This is a genomic window from Collinsella aerofaciens ATCC 25986, assembly GCF_964259375.1.
Lineage (GTDB): Bacteria > Actinomycetota > Coriobacteriia > Coriobacteriales > Coriobacteriaceae > Collinsella > Collinsella aerofaciens_BO.
Genome location: NZ_CAXVJM010000002.1, coordinates 55,456 through 80,955, shown reverse-complemented (window position 1 = coordinate 80,955; position 25,500 = coordinate 55,456). Strand labels below are relative to the sequence as shown.

Below are 25,500 nucleotides of genomic sequence, written 5' to 3'. Positions count from 1 at the left end.
GTGAGAGCCACAGGGCTATCGATTACCCCGTGTTCTGCAATCCTGCCGAGACGCCGGTCACAGTCGAAAGAATCAGGCTCATGTACTCGGCCTTCTTCTCCTCGGCCATCTCGTCCTGGTTCATACGCACCTCACGAAGGGCGCGGACCTGGGCGATGGACAGGGCGTCAACGTAGGGGTTACGCACGCGGACAGCGCAGCCGAGCACGCGGCGGCGCTGCAGCGGCCACTCGTCACCGACGATGGCAAGGACCCACTTACGGGTGAGCTGCATCTCGGTGAAGACCTTCTCGGACAGATCCTGGCGATCGCCCAGGTGCAGATACATCTTGGCGATGCGCTGGTCGGTCTTGGCGATCGACATCTCGATGTTGTCGATAAAGGTGCGGAAGAACGGCCACTCCTGGTAGGCAGCCTTGAGCTGGTCAAGGTCGCCCAGCTGCTCGCAGGCGGTGCCCAGGCCGTACCAAGCGGCCAGGTTAATGCGTGCCTGGCTCCAGCTGAAGATCCACGGAATGGTACGCAGGTCGTCGAGCGACTTGGCGCCCAAGCCGCGCTTGGCGGGACGCGAGCCAATCGGCAGCAGACCGACCTCGGTCAGCGGCGTCACGGTCGAGAACCACGGTGTAAAGTCCTCGGTGTTCAGCAGGTCCAGATAGCGCTCGTGGCTTGCGGCGTTAAGCTTCTCGGCCATATCCCAGAACTTCTGCGTGGTCTCGGTGTTAGTCTTCTCGACACTCGGGGCCGACTGCAAAAGCGTTGCGGCGGCAACGGACTCAACATGGCGCTGAGCCAGCGTGCGGTTGCCGTAACGGGCAAAGATGACCTCGCCCTGCTCGGTGAGCTTAAAGAAGCAGTTGACCGAACCCTTGGGCTGCGCCAGCACGGCCTTGTTGGCCGGGCCGCCGCCACGGCCCACGGCACCGCCGCGACCGTGCATGAGCACCAGGTCGATATCGTTCTTCTCGGCCCACTTGGCAATGCGCTCCTGCGCGGAGTGCAGCGCGAGCATGGCCGTGGTAGGACCGGCATCCTTGGAGGAGTCGGAATAGCCCAGCATGACCTCCATGCGGCGGTTGGTCTGGGCAAGGCGCTTTTGCACCACAGGCAGCGTAAGCATCTGGTCGAGCACGTCGACGCAGCCCTCGAGGTCCTCGAGCTGCTCGAACAGCGGGATCACGTCGAGCTCGGGGACATCCTCCTCGTGTGCAAAGGACAGGTGGGCAAGCTCAAAGACGTCGGCCACATGCTGGGCGCTCTTGGTGAACGAGATGATATAGCGGTGAGCCATCTTCTTGCCGTAGCGCTTTTGGATGGAGCCGATAGCGCGGAAGGTGTCGATGACCTCGCGCGTCATGGGCTGCAGGTCGCCATGGATACCGTTCTCGTGGATATCCTTGAGGGCGCGGGCATGCACCACGGAGTGCTGACGGAACTCCATCTCGACCATATGGAAGCCGAAGGACTCGACCTGCCAGATGATGGTCTGGACCGGGCCGTAGGCAGCACGGACGGCACCACAGGCGGCCAGCGAGCGCTGGACGACGCGCAGGTCATCCAAGAACTCATCGGCGCTGTGGTACATGGTGTCGGTGATGCGACGCACGGTGGCGTTCAGACGGTCGGCCATGACGAGCATGACGGCGCGATGCGGCTCGTGCTCGGAGATCAGCTCGGCACGTGCGGTGTACTGGGTGCTCATCTCGACCTGATGGTTCCACAGGTTGATGAGCTCGGCAGACGGCTTGCTGTAGGTGGCCTCGAGCGTGAGGTTGCGGCCGATGCGGCGGCACTTGTCCTCGAGCTTGAGCACCATGTGAGTGAAGTACTTGGCGGCGACTTCGCGGCTCACCTTGGCGGTGACGTTGGGGTTGCCGTCACGGTCGGAACCGATCCAGCTGCCGGGATGGAAGAACGCCGGGCACAGCGGCGGCACGGTACCGGCCTTATCACCCAGCACCCAGTCGTCAAAACGACGGTAGATAACGGGGATAACGTCGAACAGCGTGTTATCGAAGATGTCGATGATGGTATCGGCTTCCTCAACCGGCGTGGGCTTCTTAAGTGCGATGGGGCTCGTGCGCACCAGGGCGTCGATCTCCTGCAGCATATGGCGCTCGTTCTCCACCAGGTCGGAGCCGCCCAGACGCGGGCGCTCCTCCAGCAGGTTGGAGATACGGCGGATCTTGCCCTCGACGGCCTTGCGACGGGCCTCGGTGGGATGCGCGGTAAAGACGGGGTGGAACTCAAGCTTGCCGAGCAGCTCGTTGGCGCCCTCGACACCCATCTCGTTTACCAACTGGTGATAGGCGACGGTGAGTTCGTTGGCGGGATCGACCTCGGTATCGGTCGATGCGCCGGCCTCGCGCTCGCGCAGCTGCGCCACACGGTAGTTCTCCTCCGACAGGTTTGCCAGATGGAAGAAGCTCGTAAAGGCGCGGACGATAACCTGCTGCTTATCGAGCGGCAGACTGTCGATCAGATCAACGACCTCGCGAAACGCCACGGCGGTGGGCTCGTCGGCAGTGGGCACGCCCTGCTCGTCGACGGACTCGTCGGCAGCACGAGTGCCGGGGTTTCCGGCGTTGGCCACAATCTCGGCTGTCAAAATCTTGTCGAACAGGTCCGCGATCTCGGGATCATACTCGCTAAGCACACGGCGCTCCAGGCGCAAGAACAGCGCCAGATTGTCGCGCAGCTCCTCGGGGATCTCGATCTCGGCGAGACGCTCCTTGGACTCGGCATTCGAGCCGATTCGGTTAACGAGGCGGTTGACCACGGCAGCGACGCGCGCCGCGGCTTCGGGTACAGACTGGTTGCTTAGGTTCTCAGCCACGTTTCCTCCCATTCCTCCTTCTATGCACGTAACATGCGGTATTCATTATAGGCACTCGGCAAAAACTTTCGGAGCTGATTGCGCTTTACCACAGAAAAGTATTTTCTGCATTGCAAGGGTTTTTGCCCTAAATGGTCGTATTTCTCGGTGGGCGGCATATGCAAACGGGAGCATTCCGCATAAATGCGAAACACCCCCGTAACAATCGCTCTCAATGAGCTGAGCGTTTTGTGAGTCCATAGCTCAAAAATCATGCGCTACAGGCGCTCACGAACCGCCTCGACCACGTTGGCCAGATCGACGAGAGCCTCGTCATGGCTCCCCATGTCGCGCACCTTGACCTTGCCGGCGGCAAGCTCGTCGCCGCCCAAGACCAAAATGAGCTTAGCGCCCACCTTGTCGGCCTGCTTAAACTGAGCCTTGAGCGAACGACCCTGATAGTCTGCCTCAGTCACGATACCTGCGGCGCGAAGCTCCTGCGTAATGGCAAAGACGTTCTGGCGCAACTCCTTGCCGGCGTTGGCGACGTAGACACACGGGGTCTCATCGGCGCCCAGGTCGCTGCCAAAGGCCTGCAGGGCCAGCAGGGCGCGCTCAAAACCGACGGCGAAGCCGACGCCGGCCGTGGGCTTGCCGCCCTCGAGCTCGACCAGGCCATCGTAGCGGCCGCCGCCACCGATGGAGCCGACGCCGGCGCCAGGGGCCTCGACCTCAAAGACGGTACGGGTGTAGTAGTCCAGACCGCGCACCAGGGTGGGATCCTCGACATACTCGATACCGGCGGCGTCCAGATAGCGCTTGACCTGCTCGTAGTGCTCGCGGCACTCATCGCACAGGTTGTCGCCCATCAGCGGGGCGTCGGCCATGATCTCGCGGCAGTGGTCGTTCTTGCAGTCGAAGGCGCGCAGCGGGTTAAGCTCGGCGCGCTCGCGGCACTCATCGCACATCTCGTCGGCGTGGTCGAGAATGAACTGCTTAACCTGCTCGCGATAGGCCGGACGGCACTGCGCATCGCCCATCGAGTTAATGAGCAGACGGAGCTTGGAAAGATCGAAGCCCAGGCGCTTGTAGAACTCCATGAGCATGATGATGCACTCGGCGTCTGCCGCCGGATCGGGAGCGCCGAGCCACTCGATGCCCACCTGGTGAAACTGGCGCAGGCGACCCTTCTGGGGACGCTCGCCACGGAACATGGCCTCGGCGTAGTAGGCCTTAAACGGCGTGGAGCCCTGGGGCACCAGGTTGTTCTCCACGACGGCGCGCACCACACCGGCCGTACCCTCGGGACGAAGGGCCAGGCGCTGCTTGGGCTTAAGCTTGGTGTCGGTGCCTTCGGTAAAGACGCGCTCCAGGTTGGCGCCGCTAAACACGCGGAACATCTCCTTGCGAACGACGTCGGTCGACTGGCCGATGCCGTGGACAAACACGTCCACCTGCTCGATGGCGGGCGTCTCGATGGGCTTAAAGCCAAACGGCTCGAACACGCCGGCCGCAATCTGCTGCATCTTTTGCCAGGCGCGCATCTCGGCGCCGATAAGGTCGCGGGTTCCCTCCGCCTTCTGTGCCTGCATGGGCAAACACCTTTCTTTTGTATCGCGTCATAGGTAGTGGACATTATACGGCACAAACACAAACAGCGGCGGTGCGTCTGACCGAACGAGGGTATGGGGACTCGTTCGGCCTGACGCACCGCCGCTGTTTGCGATCCGCTTTCCTCCGTCCCCTTCGGACCACGTGATCTGTTGGGGACGGAGGAAAACGGATCATTTCGTAGGCCCGTGGCCGCCTTGGAAACCGAATGATGGTACGAGCATCCATTCGGCTTCCAGGGCAGCCACAGACAGAACGGAGCGAACAGAAAAGAGCACGTAGACCTGCCATAGCTCACCGACAAAGCTCATGCCGGCAAGAACGGCAGAGGTGGCGATTACAGTGAGGGGAACCCAAAACGCGGCCGCTTACTTTATCGGCAACATGGCCAATGACAAGTGAGCCGATAACGCTCACCACGGTGGAGATGGCATTGGAGATGTTGTACTGCGCAAGCGTGATCCCGAGGTCGCTGACGATGAGCGGCTGAAACAGGCTCATGCAGTTAACGAAAATGGTGTAGCACGTGGCCATGATCACAAAGCCGGAGGCCACCACGAGCCAGCCGGGGAAGAACTTACGTTGCTGGGACATACTGTTCCTTTTTTAAACAAACGAGTAGCAAGATTGGGCGCTACCGGTGGTCGGCGATGTAGCCCAAAGCGACAGCGGTATAGGCCGCGGCGCCAAGGGGAAGCTCGGCATCGCTAAAACGTGCCTTGGGATGATGCTGAGCAAAATGCTCGTCCGCATCAGTCACGGCAGCGCCCACGGTAAAGTACGCGCTCGGGATCTCGCTCGAGATCAGCGCGAAGTCCTCGCTCGCCATGGCGTGGAACAGCGGCAGGAAGGCGGCCTTGGGCAGCACCGCGCCCACGTAGCCAAGCGACGCCTGGGTCATGTCGTCATCGAGTACGAGCGGGGGAACATCCGAGAGCGTCTCGATAGTCGCCGGCGTGCGATAGGTCGTGGCAACACCTTTGACGACCTCCGCGATGCGGGTCTTGAGGTGCCCCATGAGCTCGACATCGAAGCCACGCAGCGTCCCCTCGAGCACACAAGTGTCGGGAATGACATTTGCGGCCTGACCGCCGGCGAACTTACCCACAGTAAGCGCGACCTCCTTGGCCGCCGGCACCTCGCGGGAGATGAGCTCCTGAAGTGCCAGATGCACATGCACGCCGGCCGTGATGGGGTCGATGCAAATCTCGGGGCTCGAGCCATGGCCGCCCTTGCCTTGAAGCGTGATGCGAAAACCGTACACGCCCGAGAGCGCCGGGCTGCCGTAGAGCACCAAACCAAGCGGCGACTGGCTATTGACATGCATGGCAAAGGCGACCTGAGGACGCGGGTTCTGCAGCAGACCGTCGGCGATGGCGGCGCGGGCACCCTCAAAGGTTTCCTCGCCCGGCTGGAACAGCAACTTAACCGTGGCGTTGGCATCAACAAGCTCTGCCTCGCGCGCTTTGAGCATACGAGCCGCACCAAGCAGCGCCGTCGCGTGCATATCGTGACCGCAAGCGTGCATGCAGCCGTTGGTGGATGCAAAGGGCTCGCCGGATTCCTCGGCAACGGGCAGGGCATCCATATCGCCACGGAGCATGATGACCGTACCGGCCTGTTCGTCCGTGCAGACGCCATTGCCTTGGGCCGTGGCGGCACCGGCGCCGACAAGGCCCACAACGCAGGAACCATCAACGAGCGTGGCAAATGGGATGTCCATCTCGGTCAGGCGCGCTTGGATATACGCAGAGGTCTGTGGGAGGCTATTACCCAGCTCGGGCATCTGGTGGAGATCGTGTCGCCACGCAGCGAGCTCGTCTGCAAAAGCCTGAGCTTCTGCAACAAGACCGTCACCGATAGCGGTCTGCGCCGCTGCGGTGGCCTTGGGCGCTGATTGCGGTTGAAGATCGGACAAAGCTGGTGCCATAGATGCCCTCCAGTATCGTTTTTGCAGCAAGCACTTTGATAGCATAAAGTGCAAGGTACTACTTTAAGGGCGAGGCATAAAAAATGCCGCCCCGGGAGGGCGGCGCAACAAGTTGTTTACAATTGCGGGCGCGGCTTTCGACGCAAAAAATCGAAGTGAGTCTCGCTCAAGATAATCGACAGGAAGATGAGCGCGAAGCCGGCGAGCAGGCGCGAGGTGAGCGCCTCCCCCATCAGCAGCACCGAGAACAGCACACCCGAAGGCGACTCCATCGAAAGGAGCAGCGAGCCCGTCGAGGCCGGGACATGCGCCAGGCCAACGTTTTGGATGAGCAGAGCCGCACATGTGCAGCCCACCGAGAGAAACGCCATCGCGCTGATAAAGCTCGGCGTCCACACGGACAGAGGCGCTTGGGTCTCGAATAGCAGCGACGTTGCCAGGCTCAGCACGCCGTTGCCCACAAACATCCAAAACGTGATGACGTTGATGTCCATTTTGCGACCGTACTTGGCAGTTACCGCCATCTGGATGGCGAAAAAGGCCGCACCCGCCAGCGTAATGACGTCACCAATGTTGAATTCAACGCTATCGAGTGCGACGAGGCCAATGCCCGCTAGGCACAGCAGCGCGGCACCCAAGTTGTAGCGCGTGAGCTTTTCGCCGCTCAGGAAATAGCTCGCGAACGGCACAAGGATGCAATACGTGCCCGTCAAAAAAGCATTCTTGCCCGCCGTAGTATGTGCCAGACCGACCGTCTGCAACGCATAGGCCGCCCACATGAGCACGCCCATACTCAGGCCAACGATCAGGTTGCGAGCGTTGAGGTGCGCGATGATGCGCTTGTGGAAGACGGCAAACATGACCAACGCTGCGGGCAGAAAGCGTACATAGAGCAGCGCGAACACCGGAATGGTGTCGAGCGCGTCCTTCATGGTCGTAAAGGAGTAGCCCCAGACGACTGCCACCGAAAGCAGCAGGACTTTCCAGAACAGCGGCGAGCGAGCGCCGGCGCCGCGGGAGGTGCCGCCCGCGCCCAGGTCTTCCCGGGCAACAGGGCTATCGGGCAAGTTTTCGATTTCGTTGGCAGCGTATTGGGCCATGGAACATCCTCGCACTCAATCTGGGCGTGGTGTCCGCACGCGTATGGCTGCGTGCCGCCTCATGGTCAAATAAAAACAGGACGCACCGGACCCCCGGCACGCCCCGCTACTGTAGCAACAACCAAGCAACCCACGCAATTCACTACGCTAAAGCGTCTTGTTCCGCCGTTCTACCGAACGGCGGACCGGCCGACGCTGCGCGAGCCGCATTCACACCAATCTGACGTTCAATTTCAAGGGCGCGACCAGAAGGTCAGCGCCCTTTCATTTCACGTCACCTTGGCGCAAATGCGGCTCGCTCGCTGACATTGCCGCAGTATCAGCGTTTACATTGTTGCGCTAGATTAATTTAGTACTCTCCAGCTTTTCGATAATCCAGTCGTTGGCCTTGATGACCGGACGGCGGAAGATGACGCCCAGGGCCAGCGACGGAATCAGGTAGCTCGCCAAGATACCCAGCTCAATCCAGTACTCCATATGGTAGGCACCGGCCATGGCGGCGTGCATGGCGTTGATGCCGTGGGTAAACGGCAGGAACGGGTAGATCGCCTGAAACACGGGACCGGTCATCTCGATGGGGAACGTGCCGCCCGAACCGCCGACCTGCATGACCAGCAGCACGACGGCGAGGGCCTTGCCGATATCGCCAAACGAAACCGTAAGCGTGTAGACGATATTGGAGAACACGAGACTCGCGACCCAGCCCGCTAGCACAAACTGCAGTGGGTTGTCGCACTGAATGCCAAAGAACAGGATGTCGCCCGCACACACGAGCGTTGCCTGCAGCAAGGCCAGACCGCCAAAGAACAGATAACGGCCCAGGTAAATCTCGTGCAGGCGCACGGGGATGAGCTCGTTGATAAGCTCATCGTCAACCGAGACCTTCATCATGGCCGCCAGTACGATCGAGCCGACCCAGAGCGACAGAATCGTGTAGAACGGCGCCATGGCCGAACCGTAGTTGCGGATCGGATAGACCGGCTTGCGGTCGAGTGCGACAGGGCCGGAAAGCGACACGGCGAGGCCCTCGGGGTCGCTGCCAATCATTGTCTTAATCATGGCCAGGTCACCCGAGATCAGAGCGCTATCAAGCTCGTCCTTAAAGGCACTGATCTTGTCCGACGCCTCGCCCAGCTGATCGGAAGCCTTGTTGACGAGCCTTGCAGCCTTGGAGAGACCCTTCGCGAGCGAACCAGAGGCGTCGGTCAGACCGCTCACGGCGCTATCCAAGTCACCCGAGATACCGTTCAGGGAATCCAGAACGCCCGAAATGGTCTTCTTGAGCTCCTTGGCCTTAACCGAGAACGTAGAATCGTAGTCGGACTTGGCACCCGAGATACCCGCCTTAGCATCGGCGATGGCCTGGTCGACCTCGGCACGCGAGTTGTTGACCTCCGCCATGCCGTCCGAAAGGGACTTTGCGGTCGCCGTCAGGTCCTTTGCATTGTTGCGGTACTCCGCGGCAATTCTGCCCAGCGACGTCGCAGCGGACTTGAGGCCGTCTTTGAGCTTGTCATCACTCACCTTGTCGGCAAGGTTGCGGAGCCGATCGGCCATCGCATCGATATCGTCAGCACGCGTATTGAGCGCCGCCGCGGCTTCGTTGAGCTGAGACACCGTAAGGTCAACATGCTGATTCGCGGCATCGAATGCCTTCGCAAGCTCGGCGGACACGTTGTCGAACGAGCCCGCGCTTCCGTCAATCGCCGCGTCAACGGCATCGTTGGCGGCCTTGAGCGCTTCCTTGGAATCATTGATGCCGCTCTTGGCGTGCTCCATCAGCTGCTTCGTCGACTCATCAACGGTGCCCGTCTGCTTGAGCATGCCGCCCGCCGATGTCAGCGAATCGGACGTAGAGCTCAAAATGCCCGCGAGCGACGTCGCGCTCGCCTGAACGTCCTGCAGGTCCTCGACCGAATCACCCAGCGTAGAGGACAGATTGGCGATAAAGTTGCTCACCTGGTCGGTGCTCATATAGTCGAGCAGGCTGGACACGGTCTTAAGGCCGATGGTCGTGATGGTCTTGGTAAAGGTCTCGTTGACCTGACTCTGGACGGCGCTCGAACCCTTTTCAGTCACGATCTGTGCGATGGCGTTGGCCTTCTGGTTCTCATAGAACTCGATATCGGCGTGCTTCACGTCGGTCGAGAAGAGCGTCATCATGTCTGCGCTAAAACTTTTAGGGATAACAACGGCCGCATAGTATGCGCCCGACTTAACGCCCTCAATCGCCTTATCGCGGTCGTTGAGGACGACCCAGTCGAAGTTCTCGTTGCCGCGCAGGGTGGCGGTCACGTTTTCGCCCACGTTGACCTCGACAGGGATCAAATCGCTCTCGTAACCCTCATCGGTGTTGACCACGGCGATCTTAAGATTGCCAGTGTTGCCGTACGGATCCCAGCTGCCAGCGATATTAAACCACGCGTACAGGCACGGTACGATAATGAGACCCATCACGACAACCAAGCCGATTACGGAGCGAGACACGTTTTGGACATCGCGCTTAAACAGGTGCAGGATGTTTTTCATTTATGCCTCACCTCCTTTGGAGTGCTTGCCGAGCGGGGTGGTGTCCCCGTCGTTTCCGTTTACGTTGTCAACGCCATCGGCATCTTGAGCCTTACGATGCGCACCGATATGCGGCAGACGGCTCGTAGGCTGTTCGCCGCCCTTGGCACCACGCTCGCTGGCGTTGAGGCCAAACATGCGACGGGCGGCAGGGATGGCGGCCGTGTGCTCGCGCATCTCGCGGCGAAGGTCCTCGTCCGAAAGCGCCGAGATACGCATCTGGGTATTGAGGCTCGCGCGGATATATTCGATATTGATGAGCCAGCCACAGATGGCGATAACCGAAATGATCCAGATAACGAGCAGGATGATCTTGCCGTTATTGTCGATATCGAGCACCGTCGACAGTACAAAGAGCAGGACCTGCACGCCTACCACGGCGGCAAAACCGCCCTTGATGTAGTACGGGTAGCGATGCTCAAACGCCACGGCATGATCGAGCAGCTCGCGACGGTACGAATCCGAATCGAGCATGACGCGCATGGCCGTGCGCAGCGAATAGCGCTGGCGCGGCAGGTCGTTGGACTCGCAGATCATGAGGCCCGTCGTGGAAAGCTGCTTATCAAAGAGCAGGTTGAGGTTGAGCAGCAACGGGCGCAGCTGCAGACCGATAAAGAGCGCCACGATAAGGAACACGCCCAGGATGCACAGGTTGAACAGGTAGTTGAACGCATACATGCCACCGACGGTCTCGCGCAGCAGATTGATGCCGTAGGTAAAGGGCAGCAGCGGGTGCAGCCACTGGAAGAAGCCGGGCATCATCTCGATGGGATACATGCCCGACGAACCCGGAATCTGCACGATAACGAGAATGACACCGATAGCCTTGCCGATATGCTTAAACGTGGTGGACAGCGCATAGATGATGTTGACGTAGGTGAACGAGATAGCGATGCCGCCCAGCACGAACAGCAGCGGGTTGACGCACTGCACGCCAATCACCAGGTCGCCCACCGTAACGATGATGGCCTGGAACGCACCCAGGATCACCATCAGCAACCAGCGGCCAAAGTAGCCCTGACGCGCCGTAAAGCTACCGATGCCCTCGCGGTCGACCTCGAGCTTGTAGATAGCGATGAGCACATAGCCGCCTACCCACAGCGCCAGATTGGTGTAGAAGGGCGCGATGCCCGAGCCAAAGCTCTTGACCGGATAGATTGACTTGGACGTCAGCTCAACCGGAGATGCCATGAAATCTGCCACGTCATCGACGTCGACGTCCATGAGGTCGGCCAACTCGCCCATAGACTCAGAGGTCTGCAGCGCCGCAATGTCATTGGCGGCGGTCGCGAGCTTGTCCTGAACCTTGGCAAGGGAGGTGTCGGTTTGGGACAGCGTGGTCTTTGCCTGCTTGAGCGTGGCGTCGAGCTGCGCCAGCGTGCCGCGCGCGCTCGCTATCGTGGGGGTCATACCCGACACAATGCCGGTCAAATCGCCCGAAACGGCGGCAAAGGAGTCAAGCGCGCTCGAAGCCTTCGGCAGTGCGTTCTGCCCCAGATCGGTCTGAGCCTGACCGAGGTTAGCCGTACCGATCTGAATTGCCGCGTTGAGTGCGTTGCTCGCGTTCGAGATTGCCGTAGCGTCGTTTGCCATGGCGCTCGACTGTGCAGAAAGGCCATCCTTAATGCTCTGCAGCTTCTGGTTTTGCTCGCGAAGCGAATTGATGGTCGATGCGATGAGCGCGTCGGCGTCCTCCGATCCCGTCGACGTATCGTTAGCGAGAATCTGCAGGCGCTCGATGACAGCGCTGTTGTGGTCAATCGTCGCCTGAAGGGATTCGAGCGAGTTGTCGATTCGAGTGGTCGTGGACGTAACCGTACCGGCGAGTTTGCCAATCGCAGCGTTCGCAGAAGCCGATGTCTTACTCAGCACGATACTGCCCTCCGAAAGCGCCTTGGAGAGCGAGGTGATGGACTTGCCAGCCGTGGTGCGAGCTTCGCCCAGCAGATCATTACCCTGAGCGATTGCCTGCGTTAGCGAAGGCGCCTGTCCCTGCAGGCCCGCCAACGCAGCATCGGCCGAAGCAATCGAGCTGCTTGTCTTGTCGATGGCGGCGTTCATGTCGCCGATGGAATCACGTACTTCGCCCAGGGTATCAGACGCCTCGGACACCGAGCCCGCCAGCGAATCCTGGGTCTGGGTTGCCTTGTCTTTAAGGTCGATGCCAGCATCTTTGGCAATGCCCGCGACGGTCTCGCCCACCGTGGAGACAAATTCCGAGTTGATCTGCTCCTCGATGGTGTTGGCACCGGTATCGGTGACCTTGGGCGCAATGGCGCTCTTTTTCTCGTTGACGTAATAGGTGAGCTTCGGCTGATGGTAATTGCCGTCGAGCATCGAGACGAGATTGTCGGAGAAGTTCTTGGGAATCACGATGGCAGCATAGTATTCGCCACTTTCGACGCCCTCTTTGGCATCTGCCGCCGAGTCGACGAAGGTCCAGCCAAGCTGGTCGTTCTCCTTGAGCCGGTCGACCACCTTATTGCCTGCGTTAAGCTCGCCCACCAGGTCGTTCTGGGTGCCCTGATCATTGTTGGCAATGGCGATTTTAATGCCCTGGGTATTTCCGTACGGATCCCAGTTGGCAACGATGTTGTACCAGGCATACAGCGAGGGAATGACGCACACGCCCAGGGTAACCACCAGGGCGACGGGGTTCACGATCAATCGCTTGATGTCGCGTTTAAAGATTGCAAAGGAAACCTTTGCATCGGATAGTTTGCTGCCGAGACTCACGCTTGGACCATCCATCCTGTCGTTGAATCGAATCGTACTATCGACAACCATTGTACGTAGACGCTTTAGTGCCTCGCGGCACAATGGTGCTGAGTTTTGCGGGTAGCAATATACTACGAAGATGATTTAACGTACAGTTGTACAGTATCTTAAATTCCCGCAGCTCCCAAAACCACAACCCGCACAAACTAGCAATCCAACTAGTCGTTGGGGACGTTCTTAAACGACTAGTCAAACAAGAACGTCCCCAACGACTAGTCATTTAAGAACGTCCCCAACGACCACCCCAATGACTACTTAGGACCACGAAAGCGTCGTAGGTTGAGCATAAGTCAGCGAAAACGCCCCCAAGCGAGCAAGGTGACGTGAAAGAGGAGGGAAGCGTACTTTGGTACGCGACCGACGATTGAACGTCAGATTGCCGCTTAGGGGCGTTTGCAGCGTCGAGCCGTTACGCGGTTCGTAGAACCGCGTAACTTGCTAACTACATCAAGTTACAAACAGCTGCCGCGAAGGCCACGGGGTCCTCGGGCAGAATACCCTCGACCAGCAGGGCCTGGTCGTAGAGCAGACCGGAGTACTGCTTAATCTTGTCGGCGTCGCCCGCCTTCTGGGCAGCGACGAGCTTGGCGAAGACAGGATGCTTAGCGTTGAGCTCGAGCACGCGCTGGCTCTTGGGCATACCGTCGGGCGCGCCCTCGGGACCCTTCTGAAGCACCTTCTCCATCTCGAGCGAAAGCGGACCCTCGGTGGTGATGCAGGCGGGGGCGTCAGTCAGACGCGCAGAGACGGCAACCTTCTCGACCTTGTCGCCGAGCGCCTCCTTCATGGCGTTAAAGAGGTCCTCGTTCTCCTTGGTGGCGTCCTCGGCCTCCTTCTTCTCGTCATCGGTCGCCAAGTCAAGATCGCCGGTCGCGACGTTCTTAAGCTCCAGATGACGATCCTCGACCTCAGGCTCGGCACCATCGGCAACTGCCTTCTCGGCAGCCTCGCGAGCAGCGTCATCCTCGTAGACCTTGGGCATATCGGCAGCCACGTACTCACGCATGGCCTGGAAGGTGAACTCATCCACGTCCTGCGTCAGCAGCAGTACATCGTAGCCGCGGTCGAGCACGCCCTTCACGACGGGCATCTTGGCCAGACGCTCGCGCGAATCGCCGGCGGCATAGTAGATTGCCTTCTGGCCCTCGGGCATGCCCTTGGCATACTCGGCAAGGGTGATCATCTTCTGCTCCTTGGCAGACCAGAACAGCAGCAGGTCGGCGAGCTCATCGGCCTTCATGCCATAGCTCGAGTAGATGCCGTACTTAAGACCGCGACCAAAGTTCTCAAAGAACTTCTCGTATGCCTCGCGGTCGTTGTCGCGCATGTCCTCGAGATCGGCGGTGATCTTCTTCTCGACACGCTTGGCAATGGCCTTGAGCTGACGATTCTGCTGCAGCGTCTCACGCGAAATATTGAGCGTCACGTCGGCAGAGTCCACAACACCGCGCACAAAGTTGTAGTAGTCGGGCAGCAGGTCGTCGCACTTCTCCATAATCAGCACGTTGGAGCTGTAGAGCGCCAGGCCCTTCTCGTAGTCCTTGCTGTACAGATCGAACGGGGCGCGACCCGGCACAAACAGCAGTGCATCGTACTCAAGCGTGCCCTCGGCATGGAAGCTGATAGTGCGCGCGGGATCATCAAAGTCGTGGAACGTGGACTTGTAGAACTCGTCGTAATCCTTCTGCTCAACGTCAGAGCTGCGCTTTTTCCAGATCGGCGTCATGGAGTTGATGGTCTCGAGCTCCTGATATTCCTCGTACTCGGGCTTGTAGTCGTCGCCGGCGTCCTCGGGCTTGGGCTTCTGGCGGCTCTTGCTCACCATCATCTGAATCGGGTAGCGCACATAGTTGCTGTACTGCTGAATCAGGCTCTTGAGGCCCCACTCGGTCAGGAAGCGATCGTAGGTCTCGGCCTCGCCGTCGGCGTCGAGCTTCTCGTTCTCGCGCAGCGTCAGGATGACATCGGTACCGTGCTCAGCACGCTCGCCATCCTCGATGGTGTAGCCCTCAAGACCGTCGGACTCCCAAACGTGGGCGGTATCCTCGCCATAAGCGCGGCTGACGACCTTCACGTGGCTGGCAACCATAAAGGCGGAGTAGAAACCCACGCCAAACTGACCGATGATGTCGACATCGGAGCCCTGCTGCTCAGCGTTCTCGGTCTTAAACTCCTCGGAGCCAGAATGGGCGATGGTGCCCAGGTTGCGCTCGAGCTCCTCGGCGGTCATGCCGATACCGTTATCCGAAATAGTGATGGTACGGGCATCTTTATCAAAGGAGACACGAATGGCCAGGTCACCCTGGTCGAGCTTGACACTCGGATCCTGAAGGCTCTTAAAGTTGAGCTTGTCGACGGCATCGCTCGCGTTGGAGATAAGCTCGCGCAGGAAGATTTCCTTATTGGTGTAGATGGAGTTGATCATGAGGTCGAGCAGTTTTTTGCTCTCGGTCTTAAATTGACGCATGTGCAGTCCTTTCGCGCTACCCCTGCCCGCAAAAACGGCCCGGTTGCCCGAGCCGCATCGCAGACCTGCTATGTTCAGACTTAGATTTTATAACCTATTAGCGCGCATATATACATACGGAATCGAAAAACTGTATGTTGGAACACCCGTGCGTCGATTGCCGAGGAGTGTCCCCAACTGCCGGCAGAAAAGGAATGTCCCTATCTGTCGCCCATGCGCTTGGCCATCCAGGCATGAGGCTGGCCTTCGTCTTCGTAGTCCACCGGTGCAATCTGCGTGTAGCCGGCCTTGGTGTAGAGCGGCAGCACGTACTCCTGTGCATGCAACTTTATGAGCTTGGCGCCGGCATCGCGCGCAGCAGCTTCGCTGGCTTCGACAATCTTGCTTGCCAGACCGCGACGGCGCATGGCGGACAGCACGGCGACGCGACCCATAATATAGGTCTCCCCCGCTGCGATGCCTTCGTCCATATCGCACGCCGGCGAAACCGGAGCCTCTGCATCTGCCGCGCGCTCCAGTTCCTCGGGAAACACGCGCGAGCAGCCGGTGAGCTCGCCGTCCACGTACAGCGTCACATGGATGCAAGTCTGCGCCTCATCGATAGCGTCGAATTCGCTCTCGTAGCCTTGCTCGTCCATAAAAACGGCGCGGCGCACCAGCGCCGCGTCATCAAAGCAACCCGTCTTAAGTTGGATATCCATAGCAGCCCCTTCATTCGATGCGAACGTTGGGGGAAAATTTTAGCGGAAATGAGCTCCCACGCTAAACTTCGCGCGTGCTTTTGCCAGGCAATCGTAGTGGCCCACGTTGTGGGCATCGCTCGCGATATAGCTGTACAGGTCCTGCTTAAACAGGCGCTGCGCCGGCTTCTTTTCGCGACCGAATCGTCCACCTGCGATAAAGTCCGCCGAAGCCTGCAGTTTGCAGCCCAGGTCGACCAGGTGTTCAGCCACGCTCACATCCTTTTGAATCGCACGATAGCGTTCGGGATGGGCAATAATCACCTGGTAACCGCGACACTGCAAGTCGTAGATCGTGTTCTCGTATTCCTCAAAGTCATACGAATCGGCACGCGTCGAGAGCTCAAGCAAAAACTCGTTTGAGCCATCGAAATGCAGGCGATCGGCCCATTCGATGCCCAAATCCATGAGCTTGGCATGATTGACCTCAAAGCCCATCTGCAAATGCATATCGCCCGCATGCGCGCAAAGCAGTCGATAGGCCTCCCACATTTTTTCGAAGTCAAAATACGGGTCCCGGCAGTGTGGCGTACACACCATGTGCGTAACGCCGACGGCGCGGGCCGCCTCGAGCATCGTCAAGCTTTGCTCGAGGTTCGCCGCGCCGTCGTCAACACCGGGCAGGATATGGCAGTGGATGTCTCTCATATCGCCCTCTTATCTGCGTCGTTGCTATTTCTTAAAACGCTTCGCCTTCGCAGGGGTCCCCGTTGCAGCGGCACCGCCAACAGCAGGGTTAACTCCGGCAACAGCGTTGTTCTGGCCCTTGTCCTCGCCATAGTAAGAGTAATAGTAGTCATGGCTCGAGGTCTCACAGCAGTTCATGACCGTACCAATTACGTTAACCTCGGCCTTGTTGAGCTGGTCGAAGGCGGCAAGGATCTCGTTGCGCTTGGCGAAGTCCTCACGGACAACGTAGATGGTGCCGTCGGTAATCGCGGCGACCTCGGCGGCATCGACAAAGGTGCCCACGGGCGGCGTATCGAAAATGACGTACTGGTACTTCTCCTCCAGCGCGGCAACCAGCTTGGCAAAGCGGCGCGAGGCGATAATGTCAGCCGGGTTGGGAATGCGTGGCTCGGCATCGAGGAAGAAGAAGTTGGGCTGACCGGTTTCGACGACAGCCTCGTCAATCGACATCTGGTCGGAAAGGACAGCGTACAGGCCACCGGAATGACGGAGGCCCAGCAGGTTGGCAAGCGCACGGTGACGCATGTCGCACTCGACGAGAAGGACGCTCTTGCCGCTGGTCGCAATGGCCTGAGCCAGGTTGACCGCAATGGTGGACTTGCCCTCGTTAGGGATGGAGGACGTCACGGTAATGGACTTGATCGGCGTATCGACACTCGCAAAGCGAATGTTTGCCAGCAGCGTCTTGGCTGCGTTGCTAAAGGCGAGGGTATCGCTGGTTTTCTTTTTACGGGCCATGAATTACTTACCGCCCTTCACAACGGGGAAACGACCGATAACGGGCACACCGAGCAGCTCGACGGCATCGTCAACGGAGCGGACGCGAGTATTGAGCATGTCGAGCAGCACGACAATTGCAACAGCGACGAACAGGCCGGCCAGAGCGGCGACCGCGATGTAGAGCTTGCGGTTGGGGCCGCTGGGCTGGTTGGGGATCTTTGCCTTATCGATCACGTTGACGGCCTGGGCGGCGTCAACGTCCTGAGCCACGGTAGACACCGAGTTGGCAATGGCGTTGGCGACAGCGGCGGCACCGTCGGGGCTGTCACCGGTCACGGACAGCGAAATGACACGAGTCGTGGTCTCGCTCGTAACGCTCACCTTGTAATCATCCAAGTTGGAAAGACCCAGTTCCTTAGCAGCACCGCTCTTGACGCTGTCGCTATCGAGCAGCGTCGCGATATCGTTGGAGAGCATCTGGCTCGCCGACAGGTCGTTGTAGTAGCTCGTCTGGCTGCCATCGGTCTTGGCGAGAATGTACATGCTCGTCGTGGCGGTGTAGGTGTTGTCCATCATAGTGAAGGAGACGACGCCCATGGCGATCGCGCAGACCACCGGGAGGACGATGACCAGCTTAAGGTGCTTTTTAAGCAGCTGGAACAGTTCGAGAAGGGTCATGCAGCTTGCCTTTCATTTCCCTAGTTCATATCGACAAAACTGCTCGTATAATATCGCATCTTCTTGCCGAGTCCGAACTCTATACATAAGATACAGCGCTGACACCATTGTTGCGCAACATTAACGCCGCACCGGCAGCCCCGATGCGGCGTGAAATTCACATGTTTGCAGTACCGCTACACGAACTGCTCGTCCTGTTGCGCGGGAAACGTCACCGTGATGGTGGTCCCCACCCCCAACTCGCTCGACAGATCGAGCGAGGCGTGATGATACAGGGCAGCATGCTTGACGATGGCCAGGCCCAGACCCGTTCCACCGCGCGCTTTAGAACGGCTCTTGTCAACGCGATAGAAACGCTCGAATACCTTACCCTGCTCCTCGGGCGCAATGCCAATACCCGTATCGGCAACCGACAGATACGGGTGCCCGTCGTCGTTGGTTCCGCACCGCAACGTCACCGTACCGCCGGGCCGGTTGTAGCGAATAGCGTTGCTCGCCAGGTTATAGATGAGCTCATCGATCAGGCGCGATACGCCTTCGACGACCACAGGCTTGGCCTCATGGCCTATCGCCACATTTGCCTGACGAGCGACCTGCTCAAGACGCTGCTCGACCGCGTAGATAGCACGCGAAAGCTCAATGGGCTCCGTGGAGCCAATGGGCACCGCCTCGCCATCGCTCGCACGCTCGGCCTCATCCAAGTTCGAAAGCGTGAGGATATCGTTGACGAGCGCCGCCAAACGGCCCGCCTCACGGTAGATGCGGCCGCCAAAGGTGCGCAAATCGTCCTCACCCTCGACCATGCCGTTCGCAATGAGCTCGGCATAGCCCGAGATTGCCGTAAGCGGGGTCTTGAGCTCATGGGTGATATTGGCCGTGAACTCGCGGCGCATGCGGTCGTTGTCCGCCAGCACCGCCATCTGGCGCTTGAGCTCCTGGCGTTGCGACTCAATGCGCTCGAGCATGGGAACCATCTCGGCATAAGCATGCTCGTAGCTGCGGCGAGGATGGTCCAGATCGACCTCTTGCAACGGCTCAATGATGGCACGGGACTCACGACGCGCCAAGAAAAAAGAGAGCACCGCACCTGCCGCCGCAATGAGAAGCATCGGCGCCACGAGAGACATCAGAATCGCCGCAACGCCAGGTTGGGCCTGCGCCAAGCGAACAACCTGGCCGTTATTAAGTCGGACGGCTCGGTACAGCATAATCTCGTCGAGCGTGGAGCTTGCGCGCTCCGCAGAACCCGAGCCGCTCTCGAAAGCCTTGGCGACCTCGGGACGATCGCCGTGATTGGGCAGCATAGAAGGCGATGCCTCGTTGTCGTAGGCAACCGACCCGTCTTTGTTGATCAGCGTGATGCGCAAGTCCTCGCGATCGAGACTGCGCAGAAAGGCAATGGGCTCCTGCTGCTCATTGAGGGCAGCGGCAATAAGCTCGGTTTCCTGCGAAAGGTTGGCGCTCGTGGCATCTGCCAGGGTATTTTGCACAAAGAACGCGCCCAGCACCGTAAACGCCACGATAACCGCCATAGCGCAGAGAAAAATCGTCGCGAACACGCGATGCGACAGGGTACGTTTTCCCTGGGGGGCTAAGACCACGAGCTACTCCTCCGATGCGCTAGCCGCGCTGTCGGCTCCTTCGGCATCGTCATCGGCCGTAGGCTCGGCCAGACGATAGCCCACGCCGCGCACGGTCTCTATGGCGCTCGCACGCTCGCCGAGCTTTTGGCGGAGCGTCTGCACATGCACGTCGACGGTGCGCGAACCGCCGTCGAAGTCCCAGCCCCATACGCTCTGCAGCAGCGACTCGCGGGTAAAGACCACGCCAGGTTTGCGCATGAGGTACTCGAGCAGGTCGAATTCGCGCAGCGTGAGCTTGAGCGATTCACCGGCAACAGTCACTTCGCGGTGGCTGGGCGAAAGTACGATATCGCCCACGCTGAGCACATCGCTCGCCTGCTTGACCATGCCGCCGCGGCGCAGCAGCGCACGGCAACGGCTAGCGAGTTCCATAAGCGAGAACGGCTTGGTCAGGTAATCGTCGGCACCGCCATCGAGCGCCATGACCTTGTCGAGCTCGGTGTCCTTGGCGGTGAGCATCATAATGGGCACCGTCGCCGTCAGGCGATCGGCACGCAGGCGACGCATAATCGCCAAGCCGTCGGTATCGGGCAGCATGATGTCGAGCAGCACAGCATCGGGCACCCGTCGCGCCACGGCGGCCTTAAACTCGCCATCGCACGAAAAGCCCTCGGCCTCGATTCCCTGCTTGCGCAGTGCGTAGACCGTCAAATCCCTGATGTTGTCATCGTCCTCGACGTAATAGATCATGTTGAACCCCTCTGCGGCCGGCATGACCGCATCTTAACCCTAAAGGCGCCTGCACTAGATGGTATCAGCCAAAACGGCCCGTCAAATAATCCGCCGTGCGCGGATCGGTCGGGTTTTTGAAGAGCTGAGCGGTGGGCGCATGCTCCACCAGCTCGCCCAGCAAAAAGAACGCAACCGAGTCGGAAATGCGCGCAGCCTGCTGCATGTTGTGCGTAACGACCACCAACGTGCAGGTCTCCTTGAGCTCGCAGGCCAGCTGCTCCACCACCAGCGTCGATACGGGGTCGAGCGCCGAGGTCGGCTCGTCCATCAGCAGAATGTCGGGCTGCACGGCCAGCGCACGGGCGATGCACAGACGCTGCTGCTGGCCGCCCGAAAGACCCAGACCCGATTCCCTGAGCTTGTCCTTGACCTCGTCCCACAGCGCGGCGCGTCGCAGGGAGTCTTCGACCAGCTCGTCGAGCGCGACGCGGTCGCGCACTCCCATGCCGCGAGGACCGTAGGCGACGTTGTCGTAGATGCTCATGGGAAACGGATTGGGGCGTTGGAACACCATACCCACGCGCTGACGCAAGCGGCAGATATCGTAATCGCCCAGGATATTCTGGCCGTCGAGTGCAATCTTGCCTTCAATGCGGCAATCCTTGATACCGTCGTTCATACGGTTAAAGCAGCGCAGCAGCGTCGACTTTCCGCAGCCCGAAGGCCCGATGAACGAGGTGATCTGCTTGTCACGAATCTTGATGCTCACGTCCTTGAGCGCATGATGGTCGCCGTAAAACAGGTCAAGGCCTTCAACATCGATGCGCGTCGGCGAGGCGGCGAGGTCCTCCGCCGTGGGGCGAGTCGCATCCCCAACTTCGCGCTCGTGCGCGGCCTCGGCCTGCGCCTCTATGAGTTCCTCAAGCTCCGTAGGCTCCATCGCCGCAGCAGCCGTCATACCGCATACCTCCATATCGATATCAATTCAGCAGTATCGATGGTAGAAATCGCGGCTCATACTCACGTGAGCGCATTGTCAAGTGTTTGTAAGGGCACGCTGGCTATGCAGCGGGCAGTGCAATGGTAAACACCGTGTGCTCGGGCGTCGATTCGCACGCAATGGTGCCGCTGTGTGCCGCGACAATCTCCTTGGCGATGGCAAGACCCAGGCCGGCGCCACCGCGATTGGTCGCACGTGCCGCGTCCAGGCGATAGAACTTCTCAAAGATCACCTTGAGCTTAGCCGCCGGAATCGGATCACCCTGATTGATAAAGCGAATTCGTACGCCACCGTCATCTTGGCGCCCAGCCTCAATCGTGATGGTCGATCCTTCGTAGCTATAGGCGATGGCGTTTTTCATGATGTTGTTGAACACGCGAGCCATCTTGTCGCCATCTACGAGCACCGTCAGGTCCTCGCGCACATCAACTTGGACATCTTTGTGCTGCTCGTTGAGAATGGGATAGAACTCATCGGCCACCTGCGCCAGCAGCAATCCCAGGTCGACGTAGCCGCGCGTGAGCACAATATCGTGGAAGTCAAAGCGCGTGATATCAAAGAACTCCTCAACAAGCGCGTCGAGTCGGTGCGCCTTGTCGAGCGCCACGCCTGTAAAGTGCTCGCGCTGCTCAACCGGCAGGTCGGGCGCCTCCTGCAACAGCGAGAGGTAGCCCACCACGCTGGCAAGCGGCGTGCGCAGGTCATGCGCCAAGTATGTGACCAAATCGTCCTTGCGATGCGATTCGTCGCGTAGGGCCTGCTGCACCTTACGCTCGCGATCGCGCACGCGGTTGAGCGCACCCTCGACCTCCAGGAAGTCGCCGTCGATGTTATCCCAGGCGTCAGGATGATCGATCAGGCGGTCCTGGATACGGGCCGCAAGCACGCGGTCGGCATGCTGTCCCCCTTGCTCGTAGCCTTGGTAATACAGCGCTCGGCCACAAAAGAATAAGACACACACGGCAAGCGCCAGGACAAAGCCAAGCATGTTGAATACAAAGCCAGCGTCAAAGAACACCGGTCCGGCAATGCCACCAAGAGCCATGGCACCAATCGCCAGCGTGATTACCCACGCGGCACCGCCGATCGCCATGCAACGACGCACGATTTCGAATCGATCGATCAGCAAAAACCCGATAAGCAAAACTGCCAAAATGCCAGTGATGTTGTCGATGCCGATCAGCAGCAGGCTCAGCAAAAAGAGCAGTACCGTCGCGAGCGCGCGGTTGTCGACGACCGCCCTCACGTATTCAAAGAGTCGATCGGACACCTCGAACGCCTGCTTATCGTCTTTTGTCATATCAAGATCCTCACAAGCGAAAAGCGTTATTCGATGATGTAGCCGACGCCCCAGACGTTTTTGATAAAGCGCGGTTTTTGGGCGTCGTCGCCAATCTTTTCGCGCAGGTGGCGAATGTGCACCATCACCGTATTGTTGGAGCCGGGCATAAAGTCCTCGTTCCACACCGCGCGAAACAGGTCCTCCACGGCCGCCACGCTGCCGCGATGCTCAACCAGATACAACAAGATGGAATACTCGATAGGCGTAAGACGCACCGGCGCCCCGTCCACTGTCACGGCGCGAGCGTCGCGGTTGATCTCGAGACCGTCGAGCTGAATGACCGGAGACTCAGCCACCTGCGCTCGGCTACCGTAGCTGGTATAGCGACGAAGCTGGGCGTGTACGCGCGCGACAAGTTCCAACGGGCGGAACGGCTTGACCACGTAATCGTCCGCACCGAGCGAAAGGCCTTCGATCTTATCCTGCTGGGCATCGCGTGCCGTCAACATAATTACGGGATAGGTATGACTGGCACGGATGGTACGCAGCAGCTCAAAGCCGTCGATATCGGGCAGCATGACATCGAGCAGTGCCAGGTCAAACTCTTGCTCCAGGATTGCCTTGGCCGCATCGGCCCCGCTGTAGGCGATCTGGACGTCAAAGCCCTCCTTTGTAAGGTAGATACCAACCAGGTCGGCGATGGCCTTCTCGTCATCAACTACCAGTATGCGCTCGTTCATGCGTGCTCCTCTCGCGCTCCATTATGCCCGAGGCGGCGCCCGCCACACACAACAAGCGCGGGCGATTAAGTCGACCTTAAGCACCCTTGCGCCCGTTCGAGCACGAATGCGGGCCATGCGCGCACGCAACGACCGTCGTCGCCGGCAAACGATATACTCTAGTGCCAGAAGAGACCATCCCGTCGAAAGCGAAATCTGTGAAGTCCCTCACCTCTTTTGCAAAGCGCTCCGCCCAGCTTGCCGCCGGCTTTGCCTGCGCCATCGCCCTTGTTGCCGGCGTGCCTGCTGTTGCCGGCGCCCAAGTGCTCACGACCGACGACATCTGCGGCAAGACCGCCGACGCCCGCGGCATCACGGCAGAAAACCTGCCCGATATCGAGGCAACGAATGCCCTTGTTATGGGCAAGGACGGCACCGTCTACTATGGACGCGGCGCCGATGAGCAGGTCAAGATTGCCTCGATCACCAAGGTCATGACCGCAATCCTGACCGTCGAAAACTGCAAGATGGACGAGAAGGTCACGGTGAGCAACGCTGCCGCCACCGTAGGCAACTCGACTGCCGGCCTGCTCGAAGGCGACGAGCTCACCGTGGAGCAGGCACTACGCGGCCTGATGATCCCCTCGGGCAACGACGCCGCCATCGTGCTTGCCGAGCACGTGGGCAAAAAGATCGACCCCAAGACCAAAGACGCCGAGGCAACCTTTGTGAAGGCCATGAACGAGCGCGCCAAAAAGCTCGGCTGCACCGGCACGGTCTTTGAGAACCCACACGGTCTGGACTTTGATGAGTGGGCCGGCGACATGCACTCAACCGCACATGACGTAGCGCTCATGATGCAGGAGGCTATGAAAAACGACACGTTCCGCGAAGTCGTGGCGAGCGAGGACTCCTGGATCGAAGTTACAGGTGCCGACGGCTCCGACCATTCGCATTCCATGGACACGCACAACGTTTTGCTTGGTCAGGACGGAAACATTGGCGGCAAGACCGGCACCACCGACGACGCGGGTTATTGCTTTACGAGCGCCTACAACCGCGACGGCGACGAGATCTACACCGTTATTTTGAACTCCACCACCAGCGACCAGCGCTTTACCGATACGGCGACCCTTGCCAACTGGTACTACGGTCACAAAGTTGCGGTTGCGATCGCCAACACGCGGGAGAAGACCGCCAACGGCAACCCGCTCATGGCACGCATTAGCCAGACAGATTGGACGGACAAGACGATCGACGCCACGCTCGCCGACCCCGCCGCACAGGCAACGGTGTTCTCACTCGCCGGCGAAGTGACCGAAAAGGTTAGCTACGATGACCTTTCGGGCACGGTGCATGTTGGCGACAAGGTGGGCAGCGTTACGTTGAAGCAGGACGGCACCAAGATCGCCGTTATGGACTTGGTCGCCGACGAGGAAGGAACGGGGCCCAATCCCATCGAGTGGCTGCTCGTGAAGCTCGACCGCCTGGGCCGCCGCATCGACAACCGGCCGCTCACAGCCGAGAGCGAGACCGTAGCCAAGGCTCCTGAGGTGTAGGCCGGAGCGATATCACATCGAACCAAATGAGGCGTCCAACGGGGCGCCTCATTTTTTGAGGGTTCGAATCCCCAGCTAACGTTCTTCTAATTAAAAAAAGGGCCCCAAATGGAACCCTTCTTCAAATTCATACTGGCGGAGAGCTGGGGATGTCCGGGCATGCTGCGCATGCCCTCCGGCTTCAAAGCCTGACGGCTTTTCGCCCACGGGCTACAAACGCTTTCGCGTTTGCTTAACGCCCGTGCCCTCTCGGGTTCGAATCCCCAGCTAACGTGGTTCAACTAAAAAAGGGTCCCTTTCGGAACCCTTCTTTAAAGTCTTACTGGCGGAGAGCTGGGGATTCGAACCCCAGATGCCCTTTTGGGGCATACTCGCTTAGCAGGCGAGCACCTTCGGCCTCTCGGTCAGCTCTCCGTAACAGCCGTTCTATAGTAACCAAACAGTCGAGGATGGGCAAGGGGAAATTTTGGAGCGATTCCAATTTGCCAGTAGACGTCTCACCCAATCATCTCAATCTGTAACAGTTAC

General features: G+C 59.4%; 18 protein-coding genes and 1 tRNA gene. 1 reads left to right on the top strand and 18 read right to left on the bottom strand.

The genetic code is table 11. The features are described 5' to 3' along the window. Nucleotides 1-22: 22 nt before the first annotated feature. From ACEXKH_RS01330 to ACEXKH_RS01250, 17 genes are all read right to left on the bottom strand, one after another. Nucleotides 23-2,836, bottom strand: coding sequence for a phosphoenolpyruvate carboxylase (locus ACEXKH_RS01330; protein WP_369833234.1), 2,814 nt, complete (start codon nucleotides 2,834-2,836; stop codon nucleotides 23-25). A 257-nt stretch (nucleotides 2,837-3,093) separates the two neighbouring features. Continuing rightward, nucleotides 3,094-4,407 (bottom strand): histidine--tRNA ligase, encoded by a 1,314-nt coding sequence (gene hisS / locus ACEXKH_RS01325; RefSeq protein WP_373572791.1) that lies wholly within the window; start codon nucleotides 4,405-4,407, stop codon nucleotides 3,094-3,096. A gap of 313 nt (nucleotides 4,408-4,720) precedes the next feature. Then, nucleotides 4,721-5,020 carry a hypothetical protein gene (locus ACEXKH_RS01320; RefSeq protein ID WP_373572790.1) on the bottom strand — a complete coding sequence of 100 codons (300 nt, stop codon included), beginning with the start codon at nucleotides 5,018-5,020 and terminating at the stop codon, nucleotides 4,721-4,723. A gap of 40 nt (nucleotides 5,021-5,060) precedes the next feature. Then, the gene (locus ACEXKH_RS01315; RefSeq protein ID WP_373572789.1) at nucleotides 5,061-6,356 is read right to left on the bottom strand and encodes a M20 family metallopeptidase; all 1,296 of its coding nucleotides are present in this window, start codon (nucleotides 6,354-6,356) and stop codon (nucleotides 5,061-5,063) included. 116 nt (nucleotides 6,357-6,472) lie between these two features. Beyond that, a complete protein-coding gene (locus ACEXKH_RS01310) occupies nucleotides 6,473-7,456 on the bottom strand; it encodes a DMT family transporter (protein WP_373572788.1) in 984 nt (327 codons plus the stop codon). Nucleotides 7,457-7,795: 339 nt separating this feature from the next. Then, nucleotides 7,796-9,985, bottom strand: a complete 2,190-nt coding sequence (locus ACEXKH_RS01305) for a YhgE/Pip family protein (RefSeq protein WP_373572787.1) — start codon at nucleotides 9,983-9,985, stop codon at nucleotides 7,796-7,798. Beyond that, on the bottom strand, nucleotides 9,986-12,760 hold the full coding sequence (locus tag ACEXKH_RS01300; protein WP_373572786.1) for a YhgE/Pip family protein: 2,775 nt from the start codon (nucleotides 12,758-12,760) through the stop codon (nucleotides 9,986-9,988). A 484-nt stretch (nucleotides 12,761-13,244) separates the two neighbouring features. Next, nucleotides 13,245-15,269 carry a molecular chaperone HtpG gene (htpG, locus tag ACEXKH_RS01295; protein ID WP_373572785.1) on the bottom strand — a complete coding sequence of 675 codons (2,025 nt, stop codon included), beginning with the start codon at nucleotides 15,267-15,269 and terminating at the stop codon, nucleotides 13,245-13,247. Nucleotides 15,270-15,469: 200 nt separating this feature from the next. Further along, nucleotides 15,470-15,970, bottom strand: a complete 501-nt coding sequence (locus ACEXKH_RS01290) for a GNAT family N-acetyltransferase (protein ID WP_271759179.1) — start codon at nucleotides 15,968-15,970, stop codon at nucleotides 15,470-15,472. Between the two features lie 39 nt (nucleotides 15,971-16,009). Then, on the bottom strand, nucleotides 16,010-16,657 hold the full coding sequence (locus tag ACEXKH_RS01285; protein ID WP_373572784.1) for a CpsB/CapC family capsule biosynthesis tyrosine phosphatase: 648 nt from the start codon (nucleotides 16,655-16,657) through the stop codon (nucleotides 16,010-16,012). Between the two features lie 24 nt (nucleotides 16,658-16,681). Continuing rightward, nucleotides 16,682-17,437: a CpsD/CapB family tyrosine-protein kinase gene (locus ACEXKH_RS01280; protein WP_373572783.1), complete on the bottom strand. Its 756-nt coding sequence runs from the start codon at nucleotides 17,435-17,437 to the stop codon at nucleotides 16,682-16,684. A gap of 3 nt (nucleotides 17,438-17,440) precedes the next feature. Then, on the bottom strand, nucleotides 17,441-18,097 hold the full coding sequence (locus ACEXKH_RS01275; protein ID WP_373572782.1) for a YveK family protein: 657 nt from the start codon (nucleotides 18,095-18,097) through the stop codon (nucleotides 17,441-17,443). Between the two features lie 176 nt (nucleotides 18,098-18,273). Further along, nucleotides 18,274-19,698, bottom strand: a complete 1,425-nt coding sequence (locus ACEXKH_RS01270; protein ID WP_373572781.1) for a sensor histidine kinase — start codon at nucleotides 19,696-19,698, stop codon at nucleotides 18,274-18,276. A gap of 3 nt (nucleotides 19,699-19,701) precedes the next feature. Next, the gene (locus ACEXKH_RS01265; protein ID WP_346981732.1) at nucleotides 19,702-20,430 is read right to left on the bottom strand and encodes a response regulator transcription factor; all 729 of its coding nucleotides are present in this window, start codon (nucleotides 20,428-20,430) and stop codon (nucleotides 19,702-19,704) included. Between the two features lie 64 nt (nucleotides 20,431-20,494). Then, a complete protein-coding gene (gene pstB, locus ACEXKH_RS01260; RefSeq protein WP_373572780.1) occupies nucleotides 20,495-21,370 on the bottom strand; it encodes a phosphate ABC transporter ATP-binding protein PstB in 876 nt (291 codons plus the stop codon). 103 nt (nucleotides 21,371-21,473) lie between these two features. Then, complete coding sequence (locus ACEXKH_RS01255; RefSeq protein WP_373572779.1) at nucleotides 21,474-22,712, bottom strand: sensor histidine kinase; 1,239 nt, start codon at nucleotides 22,710-22,712, stop codon at nucleotides 21,474-21,476. 26 nt (nucleotides 22,713-22,738) lie between these two features. Further along, nucleotides 22,739-23,434, bottom strand: coding sequence for a response regulator transcription factor (locus ACEXKH_RS01250; RefSeq protein WP_373572778.1), 696 nt, complete (start codon nucleotides 23,432-23,434; stop codon nucleotides 22,739-22,741). Nucleotides 23,435-23,631: 197 nt separating this feature from the next. Here ACEXKH_RS01250 and ACEXKH_RS01245 point away from each other — a divergent pair, with 197 nt between their 5' ends. Then, nucleotides 23,632-24,972: a D-alanyl-D-alanine carboxypeptidase family protein gene (locus ACEXKH_RS01245; protein WP_373572777.1), complete on the top strand. Its 1,341-nt coding sequence runs from the start codon at nucleotides 23,632-23,634 to the stop codon at nucleotides 24,970-24,972. Between the two features lie 323 nt (nucleotides 24,973-25,295). Here the strand turns inward: ACEXKH_RS01245 and ACEXKH_RS01240 are convergent. Continuing rightward, nucleotides 25,296-25,386: transfer RNA gene (locus ACEXKH_RS01240), tRNA-Ser, on the bottom strand. Between the last annotated feature and the right edge of the window lie 114 nt (nucleotides 25,387-25,500).